At 70.2% G+C, this 18,748-nt stretch carries 19 protein-coding genes; 8 read left to right on the top strand and 11 right to left on the bottom strand.

The window, feature by feature from the left end; genetic code table 11:
- Positions 1-97 precede the first annotated feature (97 nt).
- Complete coding sequence (locus ABD844_RS25490; protein ID WP_344882846.1) at positions 98-439, top strand: ArsR/SmtB family transcription factor; 342 nt, start codon at positions 98-100, stop codon at positions 437-439.
- A gap of 570 nt (positions 440-1,009) precedes the next feature.
- Here ABD844_RS25490 and ABD844_RS25485 read toward each other — a convergent pair.
- A complete protein-coding gene (locus ABD844_RS25485) occupies positions 1,010-1,363 on the bottom strand; it encodes a nuclear transport factor 2 family protein (protein WP_344882843.1) in 354 nt (117 codons plus the stop codon).
- Positions 1,364-1,386: 23 nt separating this feature from the next.
- Entirely contained in the window at positions 1,387-2,385 is a 999-nt protein-coding gene (locus ABD844_RS25480; RefSeq protein WP_344882840.1) for a zinc-dependent alcohol dehydrogenase family protein, read from the bottom strand.
- A gap of 98 nt (positions 2,386-2,483) precedes the next feature.
- Here ABD844_RS25480 and ABD844_RS25475 point away from each other — a divergent pair, with 98 nt between their 5' ends.
- Positions 2,484-3,230, top strand: a complete 747-nt coding sequence (locus ABD844_RS25475) for a TetR/AcrR family transcriptional regulator (RefSeq protein WP_344882837.1) — start codon at positions 2,484-2,486, stop codon at positions 3,228-3,230.
- A 188-nt stretch (positions 3,231-3,418) separates the two neighbouring features.
- On the opposite strand, the gene ABD844_RS25470 is transcribed toward ABD844_RS25475, so the two are convergent.
- The 4 genes from ABD844_RS25470 to ABD844_RS25460 form a co-directional block, all read right to left on the bottom strand.
- Entirely contained in the window at positions 3,419-4,507 is a 1,089-nt protein-coding gene (locus tag ABD844_RS25470) for a radical SAM protein (protein WP_344882834.1), read from the bottom strand.
- Positions 4,508-4,554: 47 nt separating this feature from the next.
- A complete protein-coding gene (gene rpmF, locus ABD844_RS53250; RefSeq protein WP_425568648.1) occupies positions 4,555-4,689 on the bottom strand; it encodes a 50S ribosomal protein L32 in 135 nt (44 codons plus the stop codon).
- A gap of 429 nt (positions 4,690-5,118) precedes the next feature.
- Entirely contained in the window at positions 5,119-7,182 is a 2,064-nt protein-coding gene (locus tag ABD844_RS25465) for an alpha/beta hydrolase-fold protein (RefSeq protein WP_344882831.1), read from the bottom strand.
- Between the two features lie 162 nt (positions 7,183-7,344).
- Positions 7,345-8,505, bottom strand: coding sequence for a glycerophosphodiester phosphodiesterase (locus ABD844_RS25460; protein WP_344882828.1), 1,161 nt, complete (start codon positions 8,503-8,505; stop codon positions 7,345-7,347).
- 276 nt (positions 8,506-8,781) lie between these two features.
- Here ABD844_RS25460 and ABD844_RS25455 point away from each other — a divergent pair, with 276 nt between their 5' ends.
- The 3 genes from ABD844_RS25455 (at position 8,782) to ABD844_RS53245 (ending at position 11,051) form a co-directional block, all read left to right on the top strand.
- A complete protein-coding gene (locus ABD844_RS25455) occupies positions 8,782-9,714 on the top strand; it encodes an alpha/beta fold hydrolase (RefSeq protein WP_344882825.1) in 933 nt (310 codons plus the stop codon).
- 238 nt (positions 9,715-9,952) lie between these two features.
- A complete protein-coding gene (locus tag ABD844_RS25450; protein WP_344882821.1) occupies positions 9,953-10,825 on the top strand; it encodes an MFS transporter in 873 nt (290 codons plus the stop codon).
- The gene (locus ABD844_RS53245) at positions 10,794-11,051 is read left to right on the top strand and encodes a DUF1272 domain-containing protein (RefSeq protein ID WP_425568647.1); all 258 of its coding nucleotides are present in this window, start codon (positions 10,794-10,796) and stop codon (positions 11,049-11,051) included. Before ABD844_RS25450 ends, ABD844_RS53245 begins: the two co-directional genes overlap by 32 nt.
- Before the next feature lie 121 nt (positions 11,052-11,172).
- Here ABD844_RS53245 and ABD844_RS25445 read toward each other — a convergent pair whose 3' ends face one another.
- Positions 11,173-12,321, bottom strand: coding sequence for a serine hydrolase domain-containing protein (locus ABD844_RS25445; RefSeq protein WP_344882818.1), 1,149 nt, complete (start codon positions 12,319-12,321; stop codon positions 11,173-11,175).
- 182 nt (positions 12,322-12,503) lie between these two features.
- Between ABD844_RS25445 and ABD844_RS25440 the strand changes: the two genes are divergently transcribed.
- Positions 12,504-13,178: a GbsR/MarR family transcriptional regulator gene (locus tag ABD844_RS25440; protein ID WP_344882815.1), complete on the top strand. Its 675-nt coding sequence runs from the start codon at positions 12,504-12,506 to the stop codon at positions 13,176-13,178.
- A 6-nt stretch (positions 13,179-13,184) separates the two neighbouring features.
- On the opposite strand, the gene ABD844_RS25435 is transcribed toward ABD844_RS25440, so the two are convergent.
- Entirely contained in the window at positions 13,185-14,156 is a 972-nt protein-coding gene (locus ABD844_RS25435; protein ID WP_344882812.1) for an erythromycin esterase family protein, read from the bottom strand.
- An 82-nt stretch (positions 14,157-14,238) separates the two neighbouring features.
- Here ABD844_RS25435 and soxR point away from each other — a divergent pair, with 82 nt between their 5' ends.
- Positions 14,239-14,694: a redox-sensitive transcriptional activator SoxR gene (gene soxR, locus ABD844_RS25430; RefSeq protein WP_344882809.1), complete on the top strand. Its 456-nt coding sequence runs from the start codon at positions 14,239-14,241 to the stop codon at positions 14,692-14,694.
- 11 nt (positions 14,695-14,705) lie between these two features.
- Here the strand turns inward: soxR and ABD844_RS25425 are convergent, their stop codons facing one another.
- Positions 14,706-15,680 (bottom strand): helix-turn-helix transcriptional regulator, encoded by a 975-nt coding sequence (locus ABD844_RS25425; RefSeq protein ID WP_344882806.1) that lies wholly within the window; start codon positions 15,678-15,680, stop codon positions 14,706-14,708.
- Between the two features lie 116 nt (positions 15,681-15,796).
- On the opposite strand from ABD844_RS25425, the gene ABD844_RS25420 reads away from it, so the two are divergent.
- The gene (locus ABD844_RS25420; RefSeq protein ID WP_344882893.1) at positions 15,797-16,192 is read left to right on the top strand and encodes a RidA family protein; all 396 of its coding nucleotides are present in this window, start codon (positions 15,797-15,799) and stop codon (positions 16,190-16,192) included.
- 87 nt (positions 16,193-16,279) lie between these two features.
- Here the strand turns inward: ABD844_RS25420 and ABD844_RS25415 are convergent, their stop codons facing one another.
- Positions 16,280-17,779 carry a carboxylesterase/lipase family protein gene (locus tag ABD844_RS25415; RefSeq protein WP_344882803.1) on the bottom strand — a complete coding sequence of 500 codons (1,500 nt, stop codon included), beginning with the start codon at positions 17,777-17,779 and terminating at the stop codon, positions 16,280-16,282.
- A 67-nt stretch (positions 17,780-17,846) separates the two neighbouring features.
- Positions 17,847-18,662: a FadR/GntR family transcriptional regulator gene (locus ABD844_RS25410; protein WP_344882800.1), complete on the bottom strand. Its 816-nt coding sequence runs from the start codon at positions 18,660-18,662 to the stop codon at positions 17,847-17,849.
- Positions 18,663-18,748: the final 86 nt, after the last annotated feature.

Genomic DNA, 18,748 nt, shown 5'->3' with positions numbered 1-18,748 from the left:
CCGCAACCCTCCTGAGCCACCGGCGGTCGGCGACGACACCGGCCAGATCACCTACGGCGGGCAGGCCAGACTCGGCGACCACCACTGGATGTGGGAGGTGACCCGCAGCCCGGGATGGCTGCTCCACCAGCCGACCGGGCCGCTGGCCACCGTGCTGGCCGCCGCCGGGCACCCAGCACGCTTCGAAATCCTGCAACTGCTGGTCATCGGCCCCAAACCAGTCGCCGACCTCCAAACCGAGCTGGCGCTCGCCTCCCCAGGCCAGCTCTACCACCACCTCAAGACACTCGCCTCAGCCGGACTGATCGAACAACCCGAACGCGGGGTCTACCGGGTACCGCCACACGCGATCTTCCCCATACTGGCCCTGGCCGCCGCCGCGACCGACGTGATCGAACGCTCCAGCACCCCGGTAGAACCCCACGATCCCCCTGGCTGAAGTTCAGGGATACGGCATCTCCTCGTTCGTGACGTACGGACAGGTTCTTCCTGGCCAGCGTCAAGTGCTGGAAAACGCCTTCAAAGTACAACAGCTTCTCGTACCACGCCGTCACCACGGACGTCGGCACGCTACTCGGCACCTCGAACCTGTGGTCCAGGGCGCACGGGCTGGCACTGCGCCCAACTCCCGCCTGCGACAAGCCGGCGCTCAACGAACTCCTCGGCCTCAAGACCCACGCCGAGAGCCCCTTCGCCGTCGTTCCCCCGCACTTCCAGCGGTGCGACGGACCACTCGTCGTGATCGGGTGGCTGTTGTCGACGGGACTGGTGCGGCCGTTGCCCGCCAACATAGACCACGACGAGTGCCTCCACCTTGGACTGGAGGAGATCGGAGATAACCAATGAACACGGCCGTCCTGATGATCTTCATCATCGCCGTCATCATCGTCGCGGTGATCGCGCTGAGGGTGTTCAAGAAGAAGCCGTGAGGGAGCCGGGGCCGTAGCGCACTTCCCCCGGCACCGGGACCGTGGCCGAATGAGATTCGGCGTCGGCGGAGGCTGGCGGGTCAGGTCTTGGCGGTGTCGAAGAAGGCGTACAGGTGGCGGATGCGCCCGTCGGCGAAGACGGCCACGTCGGAGCCGGTCGGAGCGGAGGCGTCGGGGCCGCCGAACCGCCAGAAGAAGCGGGCCTGGTGGTGGTGTACGTCGACCGGGGCGGTCAGGCTGAAGCGGAATCCGGGCGGAATGCGTTGTTGCAGGGCGGCGAACGCCTCGTCCAGCGCGTCGTGTCCTTCGACGGCGATCTCCGGGTCGGTGTAGGTGCAGTCCGGGGTGAGGATCTCCTCGATGGTGGCACGGCGCCGGGCGGCGTCGGTGTCGTTGATGGCGTCGATGAACCGGTGGATGAGCTCGGCGTACAAGGTGGTGGTGTCCTTTCGGCGGGTCAGTGCTGGACGGTGACGACGATCTTGCCGACCTGGGTGTTGGACTCCATGTAGCGGTGGGCCTCGACGATGTCGGTCAGGTCGAAGGTGCGGTCGATCACCGGGGTGAGTGCTCCAGCGCGCAGGCCGTCGGCGATGAACGTCTCGGCCCGGCGCAGCCGCTCCTCGTCGGCGAACAGGTGGAAGACGGCGTAGCCGTAGACGTTGATCGGCCACCGCATGGGCAGCGGGGTGGGGCGTCCGTCCAGTGAGCCGTAGACGATCAGCAGGCCGTCCGGCGCGACCGCGGCTGCCAGGTCGGGCAGGCCGGGACCGGCGACGCTGTCGAAGACCAGCCGCGCGCCGCGGTCGCCGGTGCTGGCGTGCACGTGTTTGACCAGGTCGCCGTCGTCGGCGGTGATCACCTGCGCGGCGCCCGCGGTCAGCAGCCGGTCGGTCTTGGCGCCGGTTCTGGTCACCGCGATGGGTGTGGCGCCCAGGTGGGCGGCGAGCTGGATGGCGGCCAGGCCGACGCTGCTGGAGGCGGCCGTGATGACCACCACATCGCCGGGCCCCAGCCTTCCGACCTCGACCAGCGCGCCGTAAGAGGTGAACGCGGGCACCCACAGGGCCGCGCCGGTCACCGCGTCCATGTGCTCCGGGCGGCGAATCAGTCGCTTGGCAGCCACGATGGCCCGGTCGGCGTGGACGCCGTGGACGGACATCCCGTCGTCGTTCGGCTTGGCCACGATGCTGACCGCGTCGCCCTCGGCGTAGTCGGTCACGCCCGGCCCGACGGCCTCCACGACACCGGCGGCCTCGGTGCCCAGGCGCGAGCCGGGCAGCACCGCGTCGTAGTAGTACCGGCCGGTGCGCAGCAACACCTCGCCCCGGTTGAGGCCGAACGCGTCGATGCGCACCCGCACCTCGCCCGGACCCGGGTCACCGATCTCCACGTCGGCGAGGTAGAGCACCTCGGGACCGCCGAGCTCGTCGAACAGGACCGTTCTGGCTTTCATCACGAACCCTCCGCCATATGGGCATTCGCCGTTCCAAAACTGAACGCCGCTCAAACTTTGTGCGCCGCACTCTAGCGGAGCGGTGTAAGCTGTCAAGCGTGCAAGAGCAGACAGTGGGCCGACGGGCACGGTTGCGGGCGCAGACCACCGCGGAGATCAAGGCCATCGCGCTCAAGCACCTGAGCGAGGGCGGCCCCGACGCGGTCTCGCTGCGGGCGATCGGCCGCGAGATGGGCATGAGCGGCAGCGCCATCTACAGCTACTTCGAGACCCGGGACGCGCTGATCACCACGTTGATCAACGACATCTACTCCTCGCTGCTCGACCAGGTGGAGACCGCCCGCGACGCCGTCGCCCCCGACGACGTCGCCGGCCGCATCCTTGCCTGGGGGCAGGCCGTACGCGTCTGGTCGCTGGCCAACCCCGAAGGCTTCCGGCTGATCTACGGCGATCCGGTCGCCGGCTATCGTTCGCCGGCCGGGGGTCCGGCCCCCGAGGCCGCCAAACGCGCCTGCCTTGGGCTCACCGAACTGGCCGCCGCCGCCTGGCCCCGCGCGAAGGCCACCCAGGCGTCCACCGAGCACCAGTGGTCGGACTTCTCACCTGTCCTGGCCGACACCGTCCGCGAGCATTTCCCCGACCTGTCCCCGTCCGTCGTCGCCCTCGCGCTGCGTATGTGGGGCCGCATGCACGGCCTGATCTCCCTGGAGGTCTACGGCCACCTCGGCACGCAGATCGGCGATCCCGCCAAGCTCTACCACGCCGAGCTGCTCGACCTGCTCAGATCCCTTCGACTGGACGCGGAACACGCGCGCCGCCAGGAGACGCCACCGTCCTCGCCCTGAGCCCGGCCTGTCAGACGATGGGCTCGACCCGTCGAGGGCCTGCGCGAGCAGGGTGATCGGAGTGCGGCGGATGCGCAGCCCGAGCATCGTCTCTCCGCACGGAGACCTCGGCCACGTGGCGGTCGAGGTCTCCGGCGGTGAAACCGATCTGCTGCAGGGCTTCGTCGGCGCGGGACTCGATGTCCCCGTCAGCGCCGATCGTGTCGAAGTCTCGCGGGGCCCGCCGCGAGGTAGTTGGCGTGGAGTTGACCGCAGGCGGCATCAATGCCGGTGCCGAACTGCCGTCGCCTCGTCGCGTGCACGCCGCGCACGGTCAGCCCGCGTACGAACTCGTCCACTCGGACGGAGGACGGGGCCCGGTAGTCCGGTGGTGTTCCCGCCCCCGCGTTGTAGCGGATGACGCTGACGTGGAACAGCTCGGGGCGAGACCGCGTACGCACCAGTTCGGCGAGAGCGGCGAGGTGGTCGTCGCTGTCATTCACGCCGGCGATGAGCAGATAGGCCAGGTAGACCTTTCGGCGGCTCGTGGCGGCGTGCCGGTCGAGGATGTCGAGGCTCTGCGCGAGCGGGAACTGTTCCTCGAGCGGGATGATGCGGGCACGCTCCTGCGCGAACGGTGAGTGCACGGACAGCGTGATCGTCACCCGTGGATGTCGGTCGACCAGCCGGGCGAGGTTCGGCGCGAACCCCACGGTGGACACGGTCACCCGTCGCGCGGACATCCCCGCGTAGCCCGCGTCGGTCAGCAGGGTGAGCGCGTCGAACACGTGAGGGTTGGCGAGCGCCTCCCCCATCCCCATGAACGCGACACTCGCGGGTCGGGGCCGGCCTTCGCGGGTCCAGTGCGGGTGCATCACCTGGGCGACGATCTCGTCAGCGGTCAGGTTGCGGACCAGGCCCACCGCGCCGGTGGCGCAGAAGGTGCAGCCCAGACCGCACCCGGCCTGCGACGAGATGCACATGGAGTCCCATCCGGCCCGATAGTGGGACACGACGGTCTCGATGCGAGCGCCGCTCTCCGAAGCGAACAGCACCTTCTCCACCTGTTCGTCTCGTTGGACTTCCAGCGGCGTCAGGGGGTGCAGCCGCGGACCGAACCGTTCCGCGAGATCGGCACGCAGGCCGGCCGGCAGCGCGTGAACGTCGGCGAAGGTCTCGGCCGTCGAGCTCTGCCACGCGGCGATGAGCTGACCGAACCGGAACGCGGGCGCACCGGTCCGCGCGAGATGGTCGCGGATGCGCATCCAGCGGCTCCTGGTGGTCAGGACAGTGCTCACGTGTCACCGCCCGTCAGCGGCAAGACCTCACGACCCCGGTGGAGGCCTCAGCCCGGGCAGGTGCCGTGCGGCGGGGTGGGCCGGGCGCAGGCGGGGTTCGTGCGGGTGGTGAGTGCCGGGGTGCTCGCCTTCCAGTGGGCTCGGCGGTGACGGGTGCGGGAACGCGACGTGCGATGCTGCATGGCCATGGCCTTTCGTGAACGGTTTCGAATGCCAGCGGAACTGGCGGGACAACCGACCACGGGCCGTGAGTCACTGTCGCGAAAGATTCGATCAGGGTTGCCGGGACGCCATCCGCGTCCGGCACCGGGTCAATGCCCGGGTGCCGGACGCGGATGGATGGACGGGCACGCAGAGGATCGAAGCGCGCGTTCGCAGGCACGAACTGGGGACCGAGGTCGGTGCGGTGCGAACGTGCCGGCAGGTCACACGCAGAGGTGTCGACGCCTCGAACGGGCGGACTCACGCTGCTGCGCGGGGAGAACGGTCATCCACCAGCGTGGGCGTCGCCCACACGGATGAAAGCCACCGGCAGTCCGGTGGCTAGATCCTGTCTACCTCAATCTCCATGGCTCCTATCGTAACAAGACCTCCGATGAGTCACGCCATCCTCATCGGGCATCCGCTGGTGACGTACTGACGAGGAAGACGTCGCCGTTGCCCGGTGCGGTGCCGCCCTTCGGGGCGCCGTAGGTGAGACCGGTGATCGCCACCTCGCCCGCCGGGGTCGCGGTCGCGTACAGGTTGGGCTCGGCGAAGGGGTCCACGCCGTCGTCCCTGGCGGTGCCGAGCTGGGCCGCGGCGAGCTGCCTGCCCCGTCCGTCCAGCCGCAGCGTCAGGACGTCGGCGCCGCCCGCCTGGACGTCCACCCGGCCCCGGGTGTGGCCGGCCACCTCGACCTCGCCGCCCGCGAGCGGGACCACGGCGGCGCCCGCGTCGGCGGCGGGGGTGGCGAGGATGTGCTGCCAGCGCTGCTTGCCCTGGCCGGTGTAGGCGACGGTGTACGCGTCGCCGCCGACACCGCCCGTGGCGACGGCCAGGCCGGCCGTGGTGACGGCCACCGCGTTCAGCCGGTCGGAGGCGCTGCCGCCCGCCGTGGCGGCCCACTTCCTGGTGCCGTCCGTCGTGAACGCGGCCAGCCAGCCGCCGGGCCCGGTCGTGCCCGGCAGGGCCGCGCTCGCGCCGCCGGTGACGTAGACGTTCGAGGCGTCCGCGGCGACGCCGTAGGCCTTGTCCTCGCCCGCGCCGCCGTACTGGCGGATCCAGGACACCTCGCCGTCCGGGGTGAGGCGGGCGAGAACGGCGTCCTTGTCACCGGCGTTGGCGCCGTCCAGCGCGCCCTTGGTGTAGCCCACCGCGTACGCGCCGCCGTCGGGCGCGGCGGCCAGGCCGTAGAGCCGGTCGGCCACGCCCGGCCCGCCGAACTGGGTGATCCAGCGGACGGTCCCGTCGGCGCCCAGCCTGGCCACGAACGCGTCGTCGGTGGTGTTGCCCGCGTGCCGCCCGTCCAGGTCGCCCTTGGTGTACCCGGCCGCCAGCACGCCGCCGTCCGGCAGGGCCGCCACACCGTACAGCCGCTCGTCGGCCGGGGTGGCGAGCTGCCTGGTCCAGCCGCCGACGCGGGTGAGGACCGCGTCCCCGCCGGCCGCGTACCCGATGGTCAGGGCGCCGTCCGCGTGTGCCGCCACTCCCCCGGCCCAGTCCTGGCCGGCCGTCCCGTACAGCGGGGCGGGCAGGCCGGTCGGAGGCGTCACGCTCAGGCCCGGGCCCAGCTCGGCCATGGCCTGCTCGAAGGCGGGCTCCCAGACCGTCCAGTCGTGGCCGCCGTCCATGACGCGCAGTTGCGCGGAGACCGCCGGCGAGCGCCGGGCGGCGTTGTAGAGGGCGGCGGACTCGAAGTCCAGGTCGTGGGAGGCGTCGGCGGGGTCCGGGTTGGCGTACTCGTCGTCGCCGACCGCCACGAACACCCGGACCGGCAGGTCGGCGTCCAGCTTCGGCAGCAGGGCCGGGTAGTTGAGCTCCCGGTAGACCTCCTCGGAGAACTTCTCGCCGCCCTTGCCGAACGCGCCGTAGTCGCGGGTGGAGGAGTCGGACGGCGGCAGCGGCGTGTACACGGCCGGGCTGAGCACGGCGGCGGCGCTGAACAGGTCCTGGTGCGCGAGCGCGAACCGCAGCGCGCCCGCGCCGCCCATCGAGTACCCGCCGACCAGCCGGGCCTCCCTGATGGGCGCGGTACGGTACGTCGCGTCCACGTGCGCCACCAGGTCCTTGGTCAGCGCCGTCTCGATCGGCCTGCCGGGCAGATCGGTGCCGGTGTAGTGAGAGTCGACGTACCAGCCGCCGCGCTCGCTCCAGGGTGCGTCCGGCATGACGGCGATGACGGGCGGGATGCGCTTGGTGCGGATCATGTCGTCGAGCACGGTCTTGACCCGGGTCCACGCCTGCATGGTGTCGCCCCGGCCGTGGAGGAGGTAGAGCACGGGGTGACGGCCGGTGCCCCGGTCGTAGCCGCTGGGCAGATAGACGTTGTAGGCGATGTTCTCGCCCAGTGCCGGTGACGGCGCGGAGGCGGTGGCGAGCGTGCCGCCCGCCCGTACCTCCGTCTCGCCCGGCGCGGCCAGGAGGAAGAGTGACGCCAGGACGGCGAGCACGGCGAGCCAGCGGGGTTTGCGCATCAACCGCTCCCGTAAACGTTTACAGTACGCACCTTGCGTGTTTCGGGAGAGTTTCGTGGTGAAGGTGGCACCGTGTCAACCGTCGTGAGGCTCCTGAGGCGTGCCGGGCCTGCCGGACAGGCGGGTCGAGGGGCCGCCTCCGTCCGGAGGCGGCCCGCGGGTTCACGCCTGGCCCTCCTCCGGCAGCCCGTTGTCGAACTGCTGCGGCCGCACGTACGTGCCCGGCTTGCCGCGCTCGGCCCTGGCCAGGGCGGCGGTGTCGGGATAGTCGGTGACGAAGGCGTCCACGCCCTGGTCCAGGTGTGCCCGATACTCCGCCAGCGCGTCACCGTGGTCGGTCGGGACCTGGCCTCGGCGCAGTTGCAGCGGCAGGTACTGGTTCTCGCTGCGGAAGGTGTACACCCCGATCTTCAGCCCGGCCTTGTGCGCGTCGGACACCAGGGTCGTCGGGGTGCCCGAGCTGCCGTCCGGGTTGAGGGGGATCACCGAGGACTTGTCCGGGCCGATCCACTGCGCGTACTGGGCGATCTTCGACAGTCCCTCGGGCTTCATCATGTCCGCGTAGGTCGTCGGGTCGCCTGCCACCGTCAGGTCGTACGGCTGGCCGCTGGTGCCCAGCGCCTGCCACAGCGGCACCCGCAGCTCCTCGTCCACCCGCTTCAGGCTGGACGGCTCGAAGGACTGCACCACCACCGAGCTGTTCGACCGGTCGAGCCCGTTGCGCTTCACCGTCTCGATCAGCGGCTCCTCCAGCGGCAGCCCGATCGACCTGAAGTAGGTCGGGTGCTTCGTCTCCGGGAAGACGCCGATCTGCCTGCCGTACTGGCGTGAGAGCCGCTTGGCCAGGTCGAGCACCTCCTGGAAGGTGAGCACCTGGTAGTAGCCGTTGTACACGGTGTTGCGCTGCCGGATCGCGGGCAGCCGCTCGACCGCCCGCAGCGTCCTCAGCTCGGCCAGCGTGAAGTCCTCGGTGAACCAGCCGGTCACGGTGCGCCCGTCGATGACCTTGCTGGTCTTGCGCGCGGCGAACTCCGGGCGCAGGGACACGTCGGTGGTGCCGGAGATCTCGTTCTCGTGTCTGGCGACCAGCGCATGGTCCTTCGTCGGTACCAGGTCGGGCTCGATCCAGTTGGCGCCCATGGCCACGGCCAGCTCGTAGCTGCCCTGCGTGTGCTCGGGGCGGTGGCCCGCCGAGCCGCGATGGCCGATGACGATGACCTGGGACCGGTCGGGCGCGGACGCGGCCCCCGCTGCGGCGGGAGCCGCGCCCGCTCCGGTGAGGAGGGTGGCGGTGGCGATGGTGGCGGCTGCGGTCTTTCGCACGTGAGACTCCCTGCGGCAGTTGCATCGGCGACTCTCACCGATGATCACCGCAGGGATTATGGTACGGACCGAAATGCACATATAGGCCGATATTTGCGGACTTTCTGATGATCATGGGCGCAACAGCCTCCTACCGGTGCCGCCGTTCATCCGACCGGACCTGAATCTGGATCTTGGCTGTTCAGCTCCCACTGACAGGAGGTGTCAGGGGGTCGCGCCTAGTGTCCGGCTCGCGCCTCGACACGAACGCGCGACGCAACCAATGGGGGCCCAGACGTGATACCTGAGCACGAGACATTCGACGGAACCTGGCCGTACCGGGCGCGCTACTGCCAGGCGGCCGGGTTCCGCCAACACTACGTGGACGAGGGACCGCACGAAGGCGGGGAGAACCTCGTGCTGCTGCACGGCGAACCCACCTGGGGCTACCTGTGGCGGCACCTGATCGGCCCGCTGTCCGCGCGGCACCGGGTCGTGGTGCCCGACCACATGGGCTTCGGCAAGAGCGAGACGCCCGCCGACCGCACCTACCTGGCGGGTGAGCACGTCGACAACCTGGAGGCGCTGCTCGTCGGCCGACTCGACCTGCACGACATCACGCTGGTACTGCACGACTGGGGCGGCCCGATCGGTGCCGGCTTCGCCCTGCGCCACCCGGACCGGGTCACCCGGGTACTGGCGACCAACACCGTCCTGCCGCTCGGCCTGCCCGGCTACGCCGAACTGATGGACGGCAACCACGACGACAGCCTGTGGTTTCGCTGGGCGCGCGCCGCCCAGGCCGACGGGACGCTGGAGGAACTGCTCGGCAACGCGGGCAACACGGTCGCCCACCTGATGCTGACACTGCAGACGATCACCCGGCCGGAGGTGATCACCCCGGCCTGGCTGCGCGCGTACTCGGCGCACTTCACCGATCGCGAGCAGTGCCGCGGCGTGATCCGCTTCCCGCAGCAGATCGTGGCACCGGACGAGCCCGCCCCGCCGAAACCCGACCCGGCGGCGGTCGCGGCGCTGCGCGCCAAACCCGCCCTGCTGGTGCAGGGCATGCGGGACACCGCGCTGTTGCCGCGATACACCGTGCCCGCCTTCCGCCTCGGCTATCCCACGGCCCCGGTGGTCGAGTTGGCCGACGTCGGCCACTTCACCCCAGAGGACGCGCCGCAGACGCTGCTGGCCCTGCTCGAACTGTTCCTGCAGTCCTCGTGACCACCTGCCCTACACCATTCGCGATGTCGTCGAGAACCCCGCTGATCCTGCTCGCGGTCGGCCTGTTCGCGATCGGCACCGACGGCTACGTCATCGCCGGTCTGCTTCCTGACCTCGGCCGCGACCTCGGGGTCACCGACAGCACCGCGGGGCTGCTGGTGACCGTGTTCGCCCTCGCCTACGCCGTCGGGGCGCCGATGCTGGGTGTGCTGACCAGCTCCGTGGCGCGGCCAGGCGCGTGGCCACCGTGGCCGCGGGCATCAGCCTGGCCACCGCGCTCGGCGTCCCGCTCGGCACCCTGGCCGGCGGGGCCCTCGGCTGGCGGGCGGCCTTCGTCGCGGTCGCCGCGCTCGGTACCGTCGCCACCGTCGGGCTGGTGATCCTGCTGCGCCCGATCCCCGCTTCCCCGGCCGCGGACCTACGCGCCCGCCTCGCGATCGCCCGCGCGCCCGGTGTCCCCACCGGGCTGGCACTGACCGTGCTCTGGATCGCGGGCGCGTTCACCGTGCTGATCTACATCAACCCGGTGCTCGACGGCCTCGGCGGCATCCAGGGCCCGGCGCTGAGCATCTGGCTGCTGGTGTTCGGGGTCGCGGCCGTCGCTGGCAACACGCTCGGGGGACGGGCCGTCGACCGGTATCACGCGACGCGGCCGGCCGTGATCAGCACGGCCGGGCTCGCCGTCGCCCTGGCCGGTTTCGGCGCCCTCGCCTCGCTCGGCGTCGGCGGAACGGCGGGCGCGGCGGCCTGCGCGGTCATTCTCGCCGTCTGGGGAGTGTTCGGCTGGTCGTTCCTGCCCATCCAGCAGGCCCGGCTGGTCGATCTCACCCCCGAACACGCCGGGATCGTGCTCTCGCTCAACGCCAGCGCGACCCACCTCGGCATCTCACTCGGCGGGCTCGCGGGATCGGTGGCCCTGTCGTCCGGCGGAATCACGGCGGTCGGCTGGGCCGCGGCCGCCATCGAGCTGTGCGCCGTCCTCGCCGCCTCGGCGATCGCGAGGCCGAGGCGGCCCCGTACACACCACCCTGCGGTCCATCCGACGACCACTGCCGCCGACCAAGGAGATACTCGGTTCCATGCCCATGATGGAGATGCGCCCCGGGTGTGAACGCTGCGACCGTGACCTGCCCCCGGACAGCACCGGCGCACGTGTCTGCAGCTTCGAGTGCACCTGGTGCGCCGACTGCGCGGAAGGCCCGTTGCGGGGGCAGTGCCCCAACTGCGGCGGGGATCTGGTCCGACGTCCCACCCGCAAAGGAGCGGCCCTTGAACGACATCCCGCGACCACCACGCGAACCTACAACCCCCGCCTCACCTCAACTGATGGGGTGTGACTCACGGAGTACGCAGGACGCCGTGGAGGCAGGTGGTGACGAGACCGTCGATGAAGTTCGGCGGGATCTCGATGTCGGCTGCGGAGCTGCCCGCGAAGCCGAACGGGCCCGGCAGGGCCCGCTACTGAGCCGGCGTGGCCTTGTCGGCTGCCCCGGTGCGCCCGCCGCAGAACACCTCGTTCAGGAGCTTCTCCAACGCCTTCGGGAACGTCTGTATCAGGTCGACCTCGGCATCCCCGCTGGTCAGCGAGGCGGTCAGGGTCTTGCTGCCATCAGGCGTGCTGTACATCAGCGCCCCGAAGCCCAGGGTGCTGCCGTTGTGGTGGAAGACGGTGCCGCCGCAGTCGGGGCCGAGGTCCTGGACGAACAGCCCGAGGCCATAGCCGAGCGTCCCGTACGGCTCGCGCATCTCGGCCAGCAGCGGGGCGGGCAGGAGGTCGCCGCCCATCAGTGCGGAGACGAACGTGTGGAGATCCCGGGTGGTCGAGATCATGCTGCCGGTGCCGGCCAGCAGGGAGGGGTTCTGGCGGGTGACGTCGACCACCTTCCACTGGCCGGCGTCCTCGTACCGGTAGTAGCCGTGGACGTGCGGCGCGGGGATCTCCGGCTGGGCGTCCGGCGCCACGGTGTCCGACAGTCCGAGCGGCCCGAGGATCCGGCGCTGCATCTCCTCGGCGTAGGAGCGGCCGGTGACCTGCTCGACCAGTACCTGGGCCAGCGTGTAGTTGGTGTTGGAGTAGCCCTGGTCCGTCCCCGGCTCGAACCGCGCCGGCTTGGACAGCGCGAACCGCACCAGTTCCTCCGGCCGATAGGTACGGAACCGGTTGTCCACCCACTCCTGGCCCACCGAGGGGAGCCCCGGCACGTACGTCCCGTCGGGGTCGACCTCGCCGGTGTGGTTGAACACCCCGCTGGTGTGCCGCAGCAGCATCCGCACGGTGATCCGCCGGTCCAGGCCGAACTGGGGCAGGTAGTCGTCCACCGGGTTGTCCAGCCTGATCTCGCCGTCGGCCACCAACGTCAGGACCAGGGTCGCGGTGAAGGTCTTGGTGGTGCTGCCGATCCGGAACCGGGCGTTCGTCGGCGGCTTCGCGTCCTCGCCCAGCTTGCGCACCCCGGCGCTGCCGACCCACTCGCCCCGCTCGTCGTGCACGCGCATCTGCATCCCGGCGAAACCGGCATCGACGAACTCCTGGACGGCCTGCTGCAGCTCCGGACGATCCTGCCCGGCAGCGGCCCTGTTCTCGACGGTGTGGAGGGACTCACCCATGACCAGTCCTTACTTCGAGATAGTACGTGTTTCGTGCAACTCGAAAGCTACGTTGCATTTACCGTCGCGTCAATCCAAAGAAGGCATTTGCCCAGGTAGCATGCGATGAATTGGCGCAATGACGCTGCGCCCGAAAGCAACACCATGTTGCAATGAATGGCGGCTAAGGCAACACTGATGGCATGCCAGGAGGACGACTGACCCAGCAGGACCGCCGACGCATCGCGGCCGGACTCACCGACGGACTCTCCTACCGCGAGATCGCCCGGCGGCTCGACCGGCCGACCTCGACGATCACCCGGGAGATCGCCCGCAACGGCGGCCCCACCGGCTACCGGCCCCAGCAGGCTCACCAGGACACGATCCAGCGGGCCCGGCGCGGCACACCGGCACCCCCGCACGCGGCCACGGCGCAGATCGCCACGATGGAACAGGAGATCATCGAGATGATGGTCACAGCGGGGATGCCGAGGACGGCCGCGCGCGTGCACCACGACCTGGTGCTGTCCGAGGACGGCCGCCGCACCGCCGCCGAACTGATCCGCAGGCTGAACGTCAGCCCAGCCTCCATCTCCGTGGCCGTGAACTACCTGGTCCAGCACGGGTACGCCCGGCGCGAGCGCGACCCGCGGCGCCGTCGCGACGTCTACGTGATCGACAACGACGCCTGGTACCACTCCATCCTGATCAGCAGGCGGCAGTCGCTCGAGATGGTACGGGCCACGATGGCGATGGCCGAGTCCTTCGGGCTCGACAGCCCCGTGCGAGAACGACTGACCAAGACGGCGTCGTTCCTGGAACACTTCAGCCTGGACATGATCGAGTCGGCCGACCGCTGGCGCACGCTCCTGAAGTGACGGGACTCAGCCCAACCGCCCGACGCGTCCTTCACCACTGATGACGCGGACCGGTGTCACCTGCCGGTGGTGGGCGATGACGTCCATCCAGCCGGCGAGCGAACCGCCGGACAGGTGATGGGCGGCGTCGTCGCCTGGATCGTAGACGGGGCCGATCAGTCGGGTTCTGGTCGGCGTGTTGAGCCAGGCGCGAACGGAGGCCGGGCCCGGCGCGTGCAGGTTCAGGAAGAAGGAGTCCAGGCCGGCATCGCCCAGGGGTGCCTCGGCGAAGTCGGGCGGTGGCGCTGGGACAGGGTAGGGCAGCGAACCGTGGTGGAAGGTCAGGCCGATGCACAGGTAGCCGCTGCCGAAGCGTTCGCGCAGATAGCTGCCCGCGTTGCGGTGCGTGGGCGGCGGCGATGGCGGGGAGACCGTCCGGGTGGAGCCGTTGACCATGTGCGCGAGGCCGCCCCAGTAGACGATTTTGTCGCCGGTGTGCTCGTGCCACCAGATCGTGTTCTCGGCCAGGCGTTGTTCGATGTCGTCGCCCACCGTCTGCGGATTGCCTGGTCGCAGGGGGGCTCGATCGGGAACGCCGGCGAAGCGGACCTGGTCGTGCGGGTGCCGTTCGTTGTGGGCGCGCATCCACCGGATGACATCGACGATCTCCTCGGTCTGCCAGAAGGACCGGGCGTCGGCCAGGAGCGCCTGCGGGTCACCCCGGCCGGTGCGGACGAACTCGTCGAGGTGCAAGCGTGCGGCATCGTCGCCTTCCAGGGCGATCGAACGGAACCCCATCTCCTCGACCAGGAACCTCAGCATCCGATGGGCGATGGCCGACAGTTCGTGGGTCTGGCGGGCCGATGCGGCGAGGGCGACGACCGTGGCATCACGCGCCAGGCCGTGCAGGGCGGCCAGATCGGCCAGCGGGTCGTGGGGGGCGAGGGTGGTGAGGGGATGGGCATGCTGCCTGATCCACTGTCGTACTGCGTCGGTCATCGTTGTCTCCGTGAGGTTCTTGGTCTCCGTGGAGACAGGCTCGTGCTTAAACAAAGGTTTAAGTCAAGCTAGGGTGGGCGATATGTCGGAGTCGGGAGAGATCGCCCAGGAGCTGACCATCGGCGAATTGTCCGCACGCAGCGGCGTCCCCGCCTCAGCGCTGCGCTTCTACGAGCGCCAGGGACTCATCACCAGCCGCCGCACCGACGGCCGGCAGCGCCGCTTCCACCGCAGCACTCTGCGCAGGGTGGCGTTCATCCGCGCTTCGCAGAGCGTCGGCATGCCCCTGTCGGTGATCGGAGGGGTGCTGGGCTTCCTGCCGGAGGGCGAGCCGGCCACCCGGGAGTTCTGGATGAACGCGTCGGTGTGCTGGAGCAGGGAGATCAACGCCCGCATCGAGAAGATGGAGCGGATGCGCGACCGGTTCACCGACTGCATCGGCTGCGGGTGCCTGTCCTTCGAGCAGTGCGCGCTCGTCAACCCCGCGGACACGCTGGCGGAACACGGTCCTGGCCCTCGCCGCCTGCTGGAACCCTGATCCGCCGGCTCTCAGGACGAGACTTCGTAGCGGGTGGCGATCGTGGTGGCGCGGTTGCGCAGGGAGGTGCGCAACCACTGCGGGGTGAGGGCTTCCGCGTTCGTGCTGAGCTGCCACAGCGCCCACTCGGCGTGCCTCGGGTCCTGGAAGGTCACCTCCATCCGCAGCCAGCCGTCCGCGTCGGCTTCTTCGGTGAGAACGGCCAGCGCGGTGCCCAGCAGGTCCTCCCGCCGCGCCGGGTTCACCCGCACCAGCACGGCGACCTGGTCGCCGCCGGTCCGAAACCGGGTGCTGCGTTCCTGCCAGGCCCGGTCCAGATCGACCCGGTCTGGTCGCTGGGCGGGTTCGGCGAGTTCCTTGGCGGCCAAGATCCGGGACAACCGGTAGGTACGGTCCGCGCCAGACCTGGTCGCCAGCAAGTAGCCCCGGTCGCGTATGGTGACCAGGCCGATCGGGTCCACCGTGCGCCACTTCGGGTCCTGGTCCGCAGCCGCGTAGTGGATCTGCAGCTTGTGCCCGGCGAACACCGCGCGCAGGACCTCGGCCGCGATGGCGTCAGGCACCTCCTCGGCGACCAGCCGACGCGAGAGGAGGTCGGTCTCCGGGTCGATGAGCAGTCGCTCGGCCGCGCCGGCCGCGGTGTCCCGATAGTTCTCGGGTAGCGCGTCCACCACTTTGAGCATCGCAGAAGCGAGCGCCGAGCCGAGGCCGAACGCCTGCGCGCCGCGCCGCGATCCGGCGACCAGCAGGGCAAGGGCCTCGTCGGGGTTGAGGCCGGTCAGCTCGGTCCGGAAACCGGGTAACAACGCGAACCCGCCGTGCCGGCCGCGTTCGGCGTAGACCGGGACACCGGCTGCGGACAGCGCCTCGATGTCGCGCAGCACCGTGCGGGTGGACACCTCCAGCTCGCGGGCCAGCGTGGCCGCGGACAGCCGCCCGTGCTGCCGCAGCAGCAGCACCAGGGAGACCAGCCGGTCGGCGCGCATACGGGGACTTTACCGAAATACACGACACAGGATGTCGTGATTCGCTGGGAGGCTCATCACCACGACGTCAAGGATCGTGGCCAACAGGCCGACGGACGAATGGAGCTGATGTGGCAGTGGAACGAACGGCGGTCAACCCGTGGGCGTGGTCGGTGGAGATGGGCTACAACCAGGGCGAGATCGTCTCCGGGCACACCCGGACCCTGTACTGCTCGGGGCAGACCGCGATGAGCGGTGACGGCAAGCCCCAGCATGACGGTGACATGGCGGCGCAGTTGGCGCTGAGCGTCGACAACCTGGAGGCCGTGCTCGGCGAGGCCGGCATGTCGCTGGCGAACCTCGTCCGGCTCAACGTCTACACCACCGACGTCGATCTGCTTTTCCAGCACTACGGCGTGCTGGCGTCGCGGTTGGGCGCCGCCGGGGTGGCGCCGTCCACCACGATGCTCGGGGTGACCCGGCTGGCGATCCCCACCCTGTTGGTCGAGCTGGAGGGGACCGCCGTCGGGTGATGCGGCGGGTCTGGGCGCATGGTCGTCCCGTGCGTACTCGGGTGCGGGGCTGTGCGTCGAGATCTCCGGCGGTCGCCGGTCGGGCGCTCAGCGGTGGTCGGCGGCCGCCCGCAGGGAGTTGATCAGTTCGGTGACCGGGCCGACGGTCAGGGGACAGCTCTGTGTCTTGTCGTCGATGACGGTCGTGTGCGGCGCCGTACTGGTGGCGGCGGGCCAGGGGGTTCCGTCGGGGCTGCTCGGCACGCCGGTCCTTGCGAACTCCGTCCAGGCGTGTGTCATGGTTTCCGAGACTTGGGCGTCCGCCTCGTCGTAGTCCTCGGACGGGACGAGGCGGCCGAACACGTAGGGGATTTCGGACATGTGATACGCGAGCATGCCCGTCCGGCGGTTGCCCGGTGACACGCGCCCGAAACGGTAGGCGTAGGCGGTGCGGCCCAGTTCGGTGAACCGGCGGTAGGAGGCCAGGGCCGGCTCTGTCCAGATGGCGGTGGTGAACAGCTCCGCCAACTCCTCGTACGGGCTGCCCGTGAGCGCGGCCACGATGGGGTCGGCCCGCTGCCGGCCGAAGGCCGCGGCCATCCTCGCCAGCGTCGCGGGCGTGTAGAGCTGGGCCGGGTCCACCGTGCCCGGTGGTGCCCCGAAGGGACCCTTGGGCGTGATGAAGTAGCGCGCCTCGTCCACGGTGTGACCGAACAGCACCGGGAGGTCCGCCGGCCAGCAGGACAGATCGGCGCCCACGACCTGACCGTCCTCCGTCGGGCACCAGGCCAGGTTCGCCGGCGTGTGCACCTGGCCGGGTGACGGCACGGCACCCGAGAACAGGAAGGAGGCCCGACGTATCTGCTCCACCGGCGCCTGGCGGAGCTGCTCGATGTCGCTGGTGCCCAGGTGCTCGAACAGCCTGCCGCTGGCCTCGACGAGCCGCCGCCGGGCCACGTCGGGCAAGGCCGCGGCCCGTTCGAAGCCCGCGCTCTGCAGGATGGCACGGTGGAACAACCCCTGGGCGGACGGGGTGGCCAGCAGGGTGCGCACCGCGGTCGCGCCGGCCGACTGACCGAAGACGGTGACGTTGCCGGGGTCGCCCCCGAAGGCGGCGATGTTGCGGGACACCCAGGTCAACGCCGCGACCCAGTCCTGGACGGCGGCGTTGCCGCCCACCTGCGGGTGGTCCAGGAAACCGAAGGCGCCGAGGCGGTAGTTGACGGACACGTAGGTCACGCCGTGCTGGGCGATCGAGGTGCCGTGGTAGTCCGTCATGGACCCGGCGCCGGTGAGGAAGCCGCCGCCGTGGATCCACACCATGACCGGTTGGCGAGCCTGCGGGTCGATGGTCGATGACCAGACGTTGAGGTAGAGGCAGTCCTCGCTCGGTTGCCCGCCGAGATCCACACCGGTGTCGGCGGCCTGAATCGCCGCGTTGCCGAAGGTCGTCGCATCACGTACGCCGTCCCAGGAGGCAGGGGGCTGCGGCGCGGCCCACCGCAGGCTCCCCACGGGCGGGGCCGCGTAGGGCACGCCGCAGAACCGGAACACGCCGTGCTGCTGATCGCCTTCAAGGATTCCTTGTTCGACAGGGACTTGAGCCATGATGTTCTCCTGATTGGTCGGAGTGGCCTTGACCGATGCCGGGCGCGGCGAGGCCGCACCGCAGCGGTCAGCTCATGGCCGAGCTGAGCCTGGCATCGAGCATGTCGACCAGCAGTCGCGCGTAGCCGGGGTCCGAGAGCTGGACCTTCTTCGCCTGCGGGGTCGAAAGGATCAGGCGGGCCGCGTGCGCGGAGTGCGCGTCGACGGCCGCGGCCGCCTGCTCGGGCGACCGGTTCTCCAGAGCCTCGACGATCGCGAGCCGGTCAGCGTGCAACCCGCCGGCGACCCGCCGCCATTCGGACACGCGTCCGCCGCTCAACTCGAACGCCAGCTCGACCTGGACGTCGGCGAGCAGTCGGCAGAGAGGGATGAGTAGCGCGTTGTGCGAAATCTCCGACAGGCGCCGCATGAACGCCCGGAGGTCCTCGATCGTGCCGCCGGTGTCGTCGATCACCGCCAGCCTGTCGACCGTCTCGCGGAGCGACGCGATCTCGGCGTCGGTCGCCTGCTGGGCGGCCAGTTGGACCGCGTACCTGTTCAGGGCCGCGAACACGCCGAGCACGTCGACGGCGCCCGCGCCGGCCAGCCGAACCACCGAGGCGATGGTCATCCCGATCATCGTGTCGGGTTCGGCGGTGACGAACGAACCGGCGCCGTGCCGGACGCTCACCAGCCCGACGGTGGACAGCACGCGAACCGCCTCGCGGACGGTCGCGCCGCTGACGCCGTAGTGGTCGGCCAGCTCCCGTTCCGCCGGCAACCGCGAGCCGTCAGGGAGATCTCCGCCGAGGATGCGTTCCCGCAGGTCGTCGACGATCTGGTCGGCAACCCTGCTGCGCCCGATCCGGCGGCCGGCCCCGCTCCCCGCTGAGTGCTGCGACATGCCCACCTACCTCTGCCGACGCCTTGCGCCAGTACCCGTCGATTCCATCTATCCGAAAGCTAAACGCCAAGTCACTAGGTGTCAAG

It is taken from the genome of Nonomuraea antimicrobica (assembly GCF_039536965.1).
Taxonomy (GTDB): domain Bacteria; phylum Actinomycetota; class Actinomycetes; order Streptosporangiales; family Streptosporangiaceae; genus Nonomuraea; species Nonomuraea antimicrobica.
Note: the sequence above shows the minus strand (reverse complement) of the source record. Positions and strands in the feature narration are given on the sequence as shown.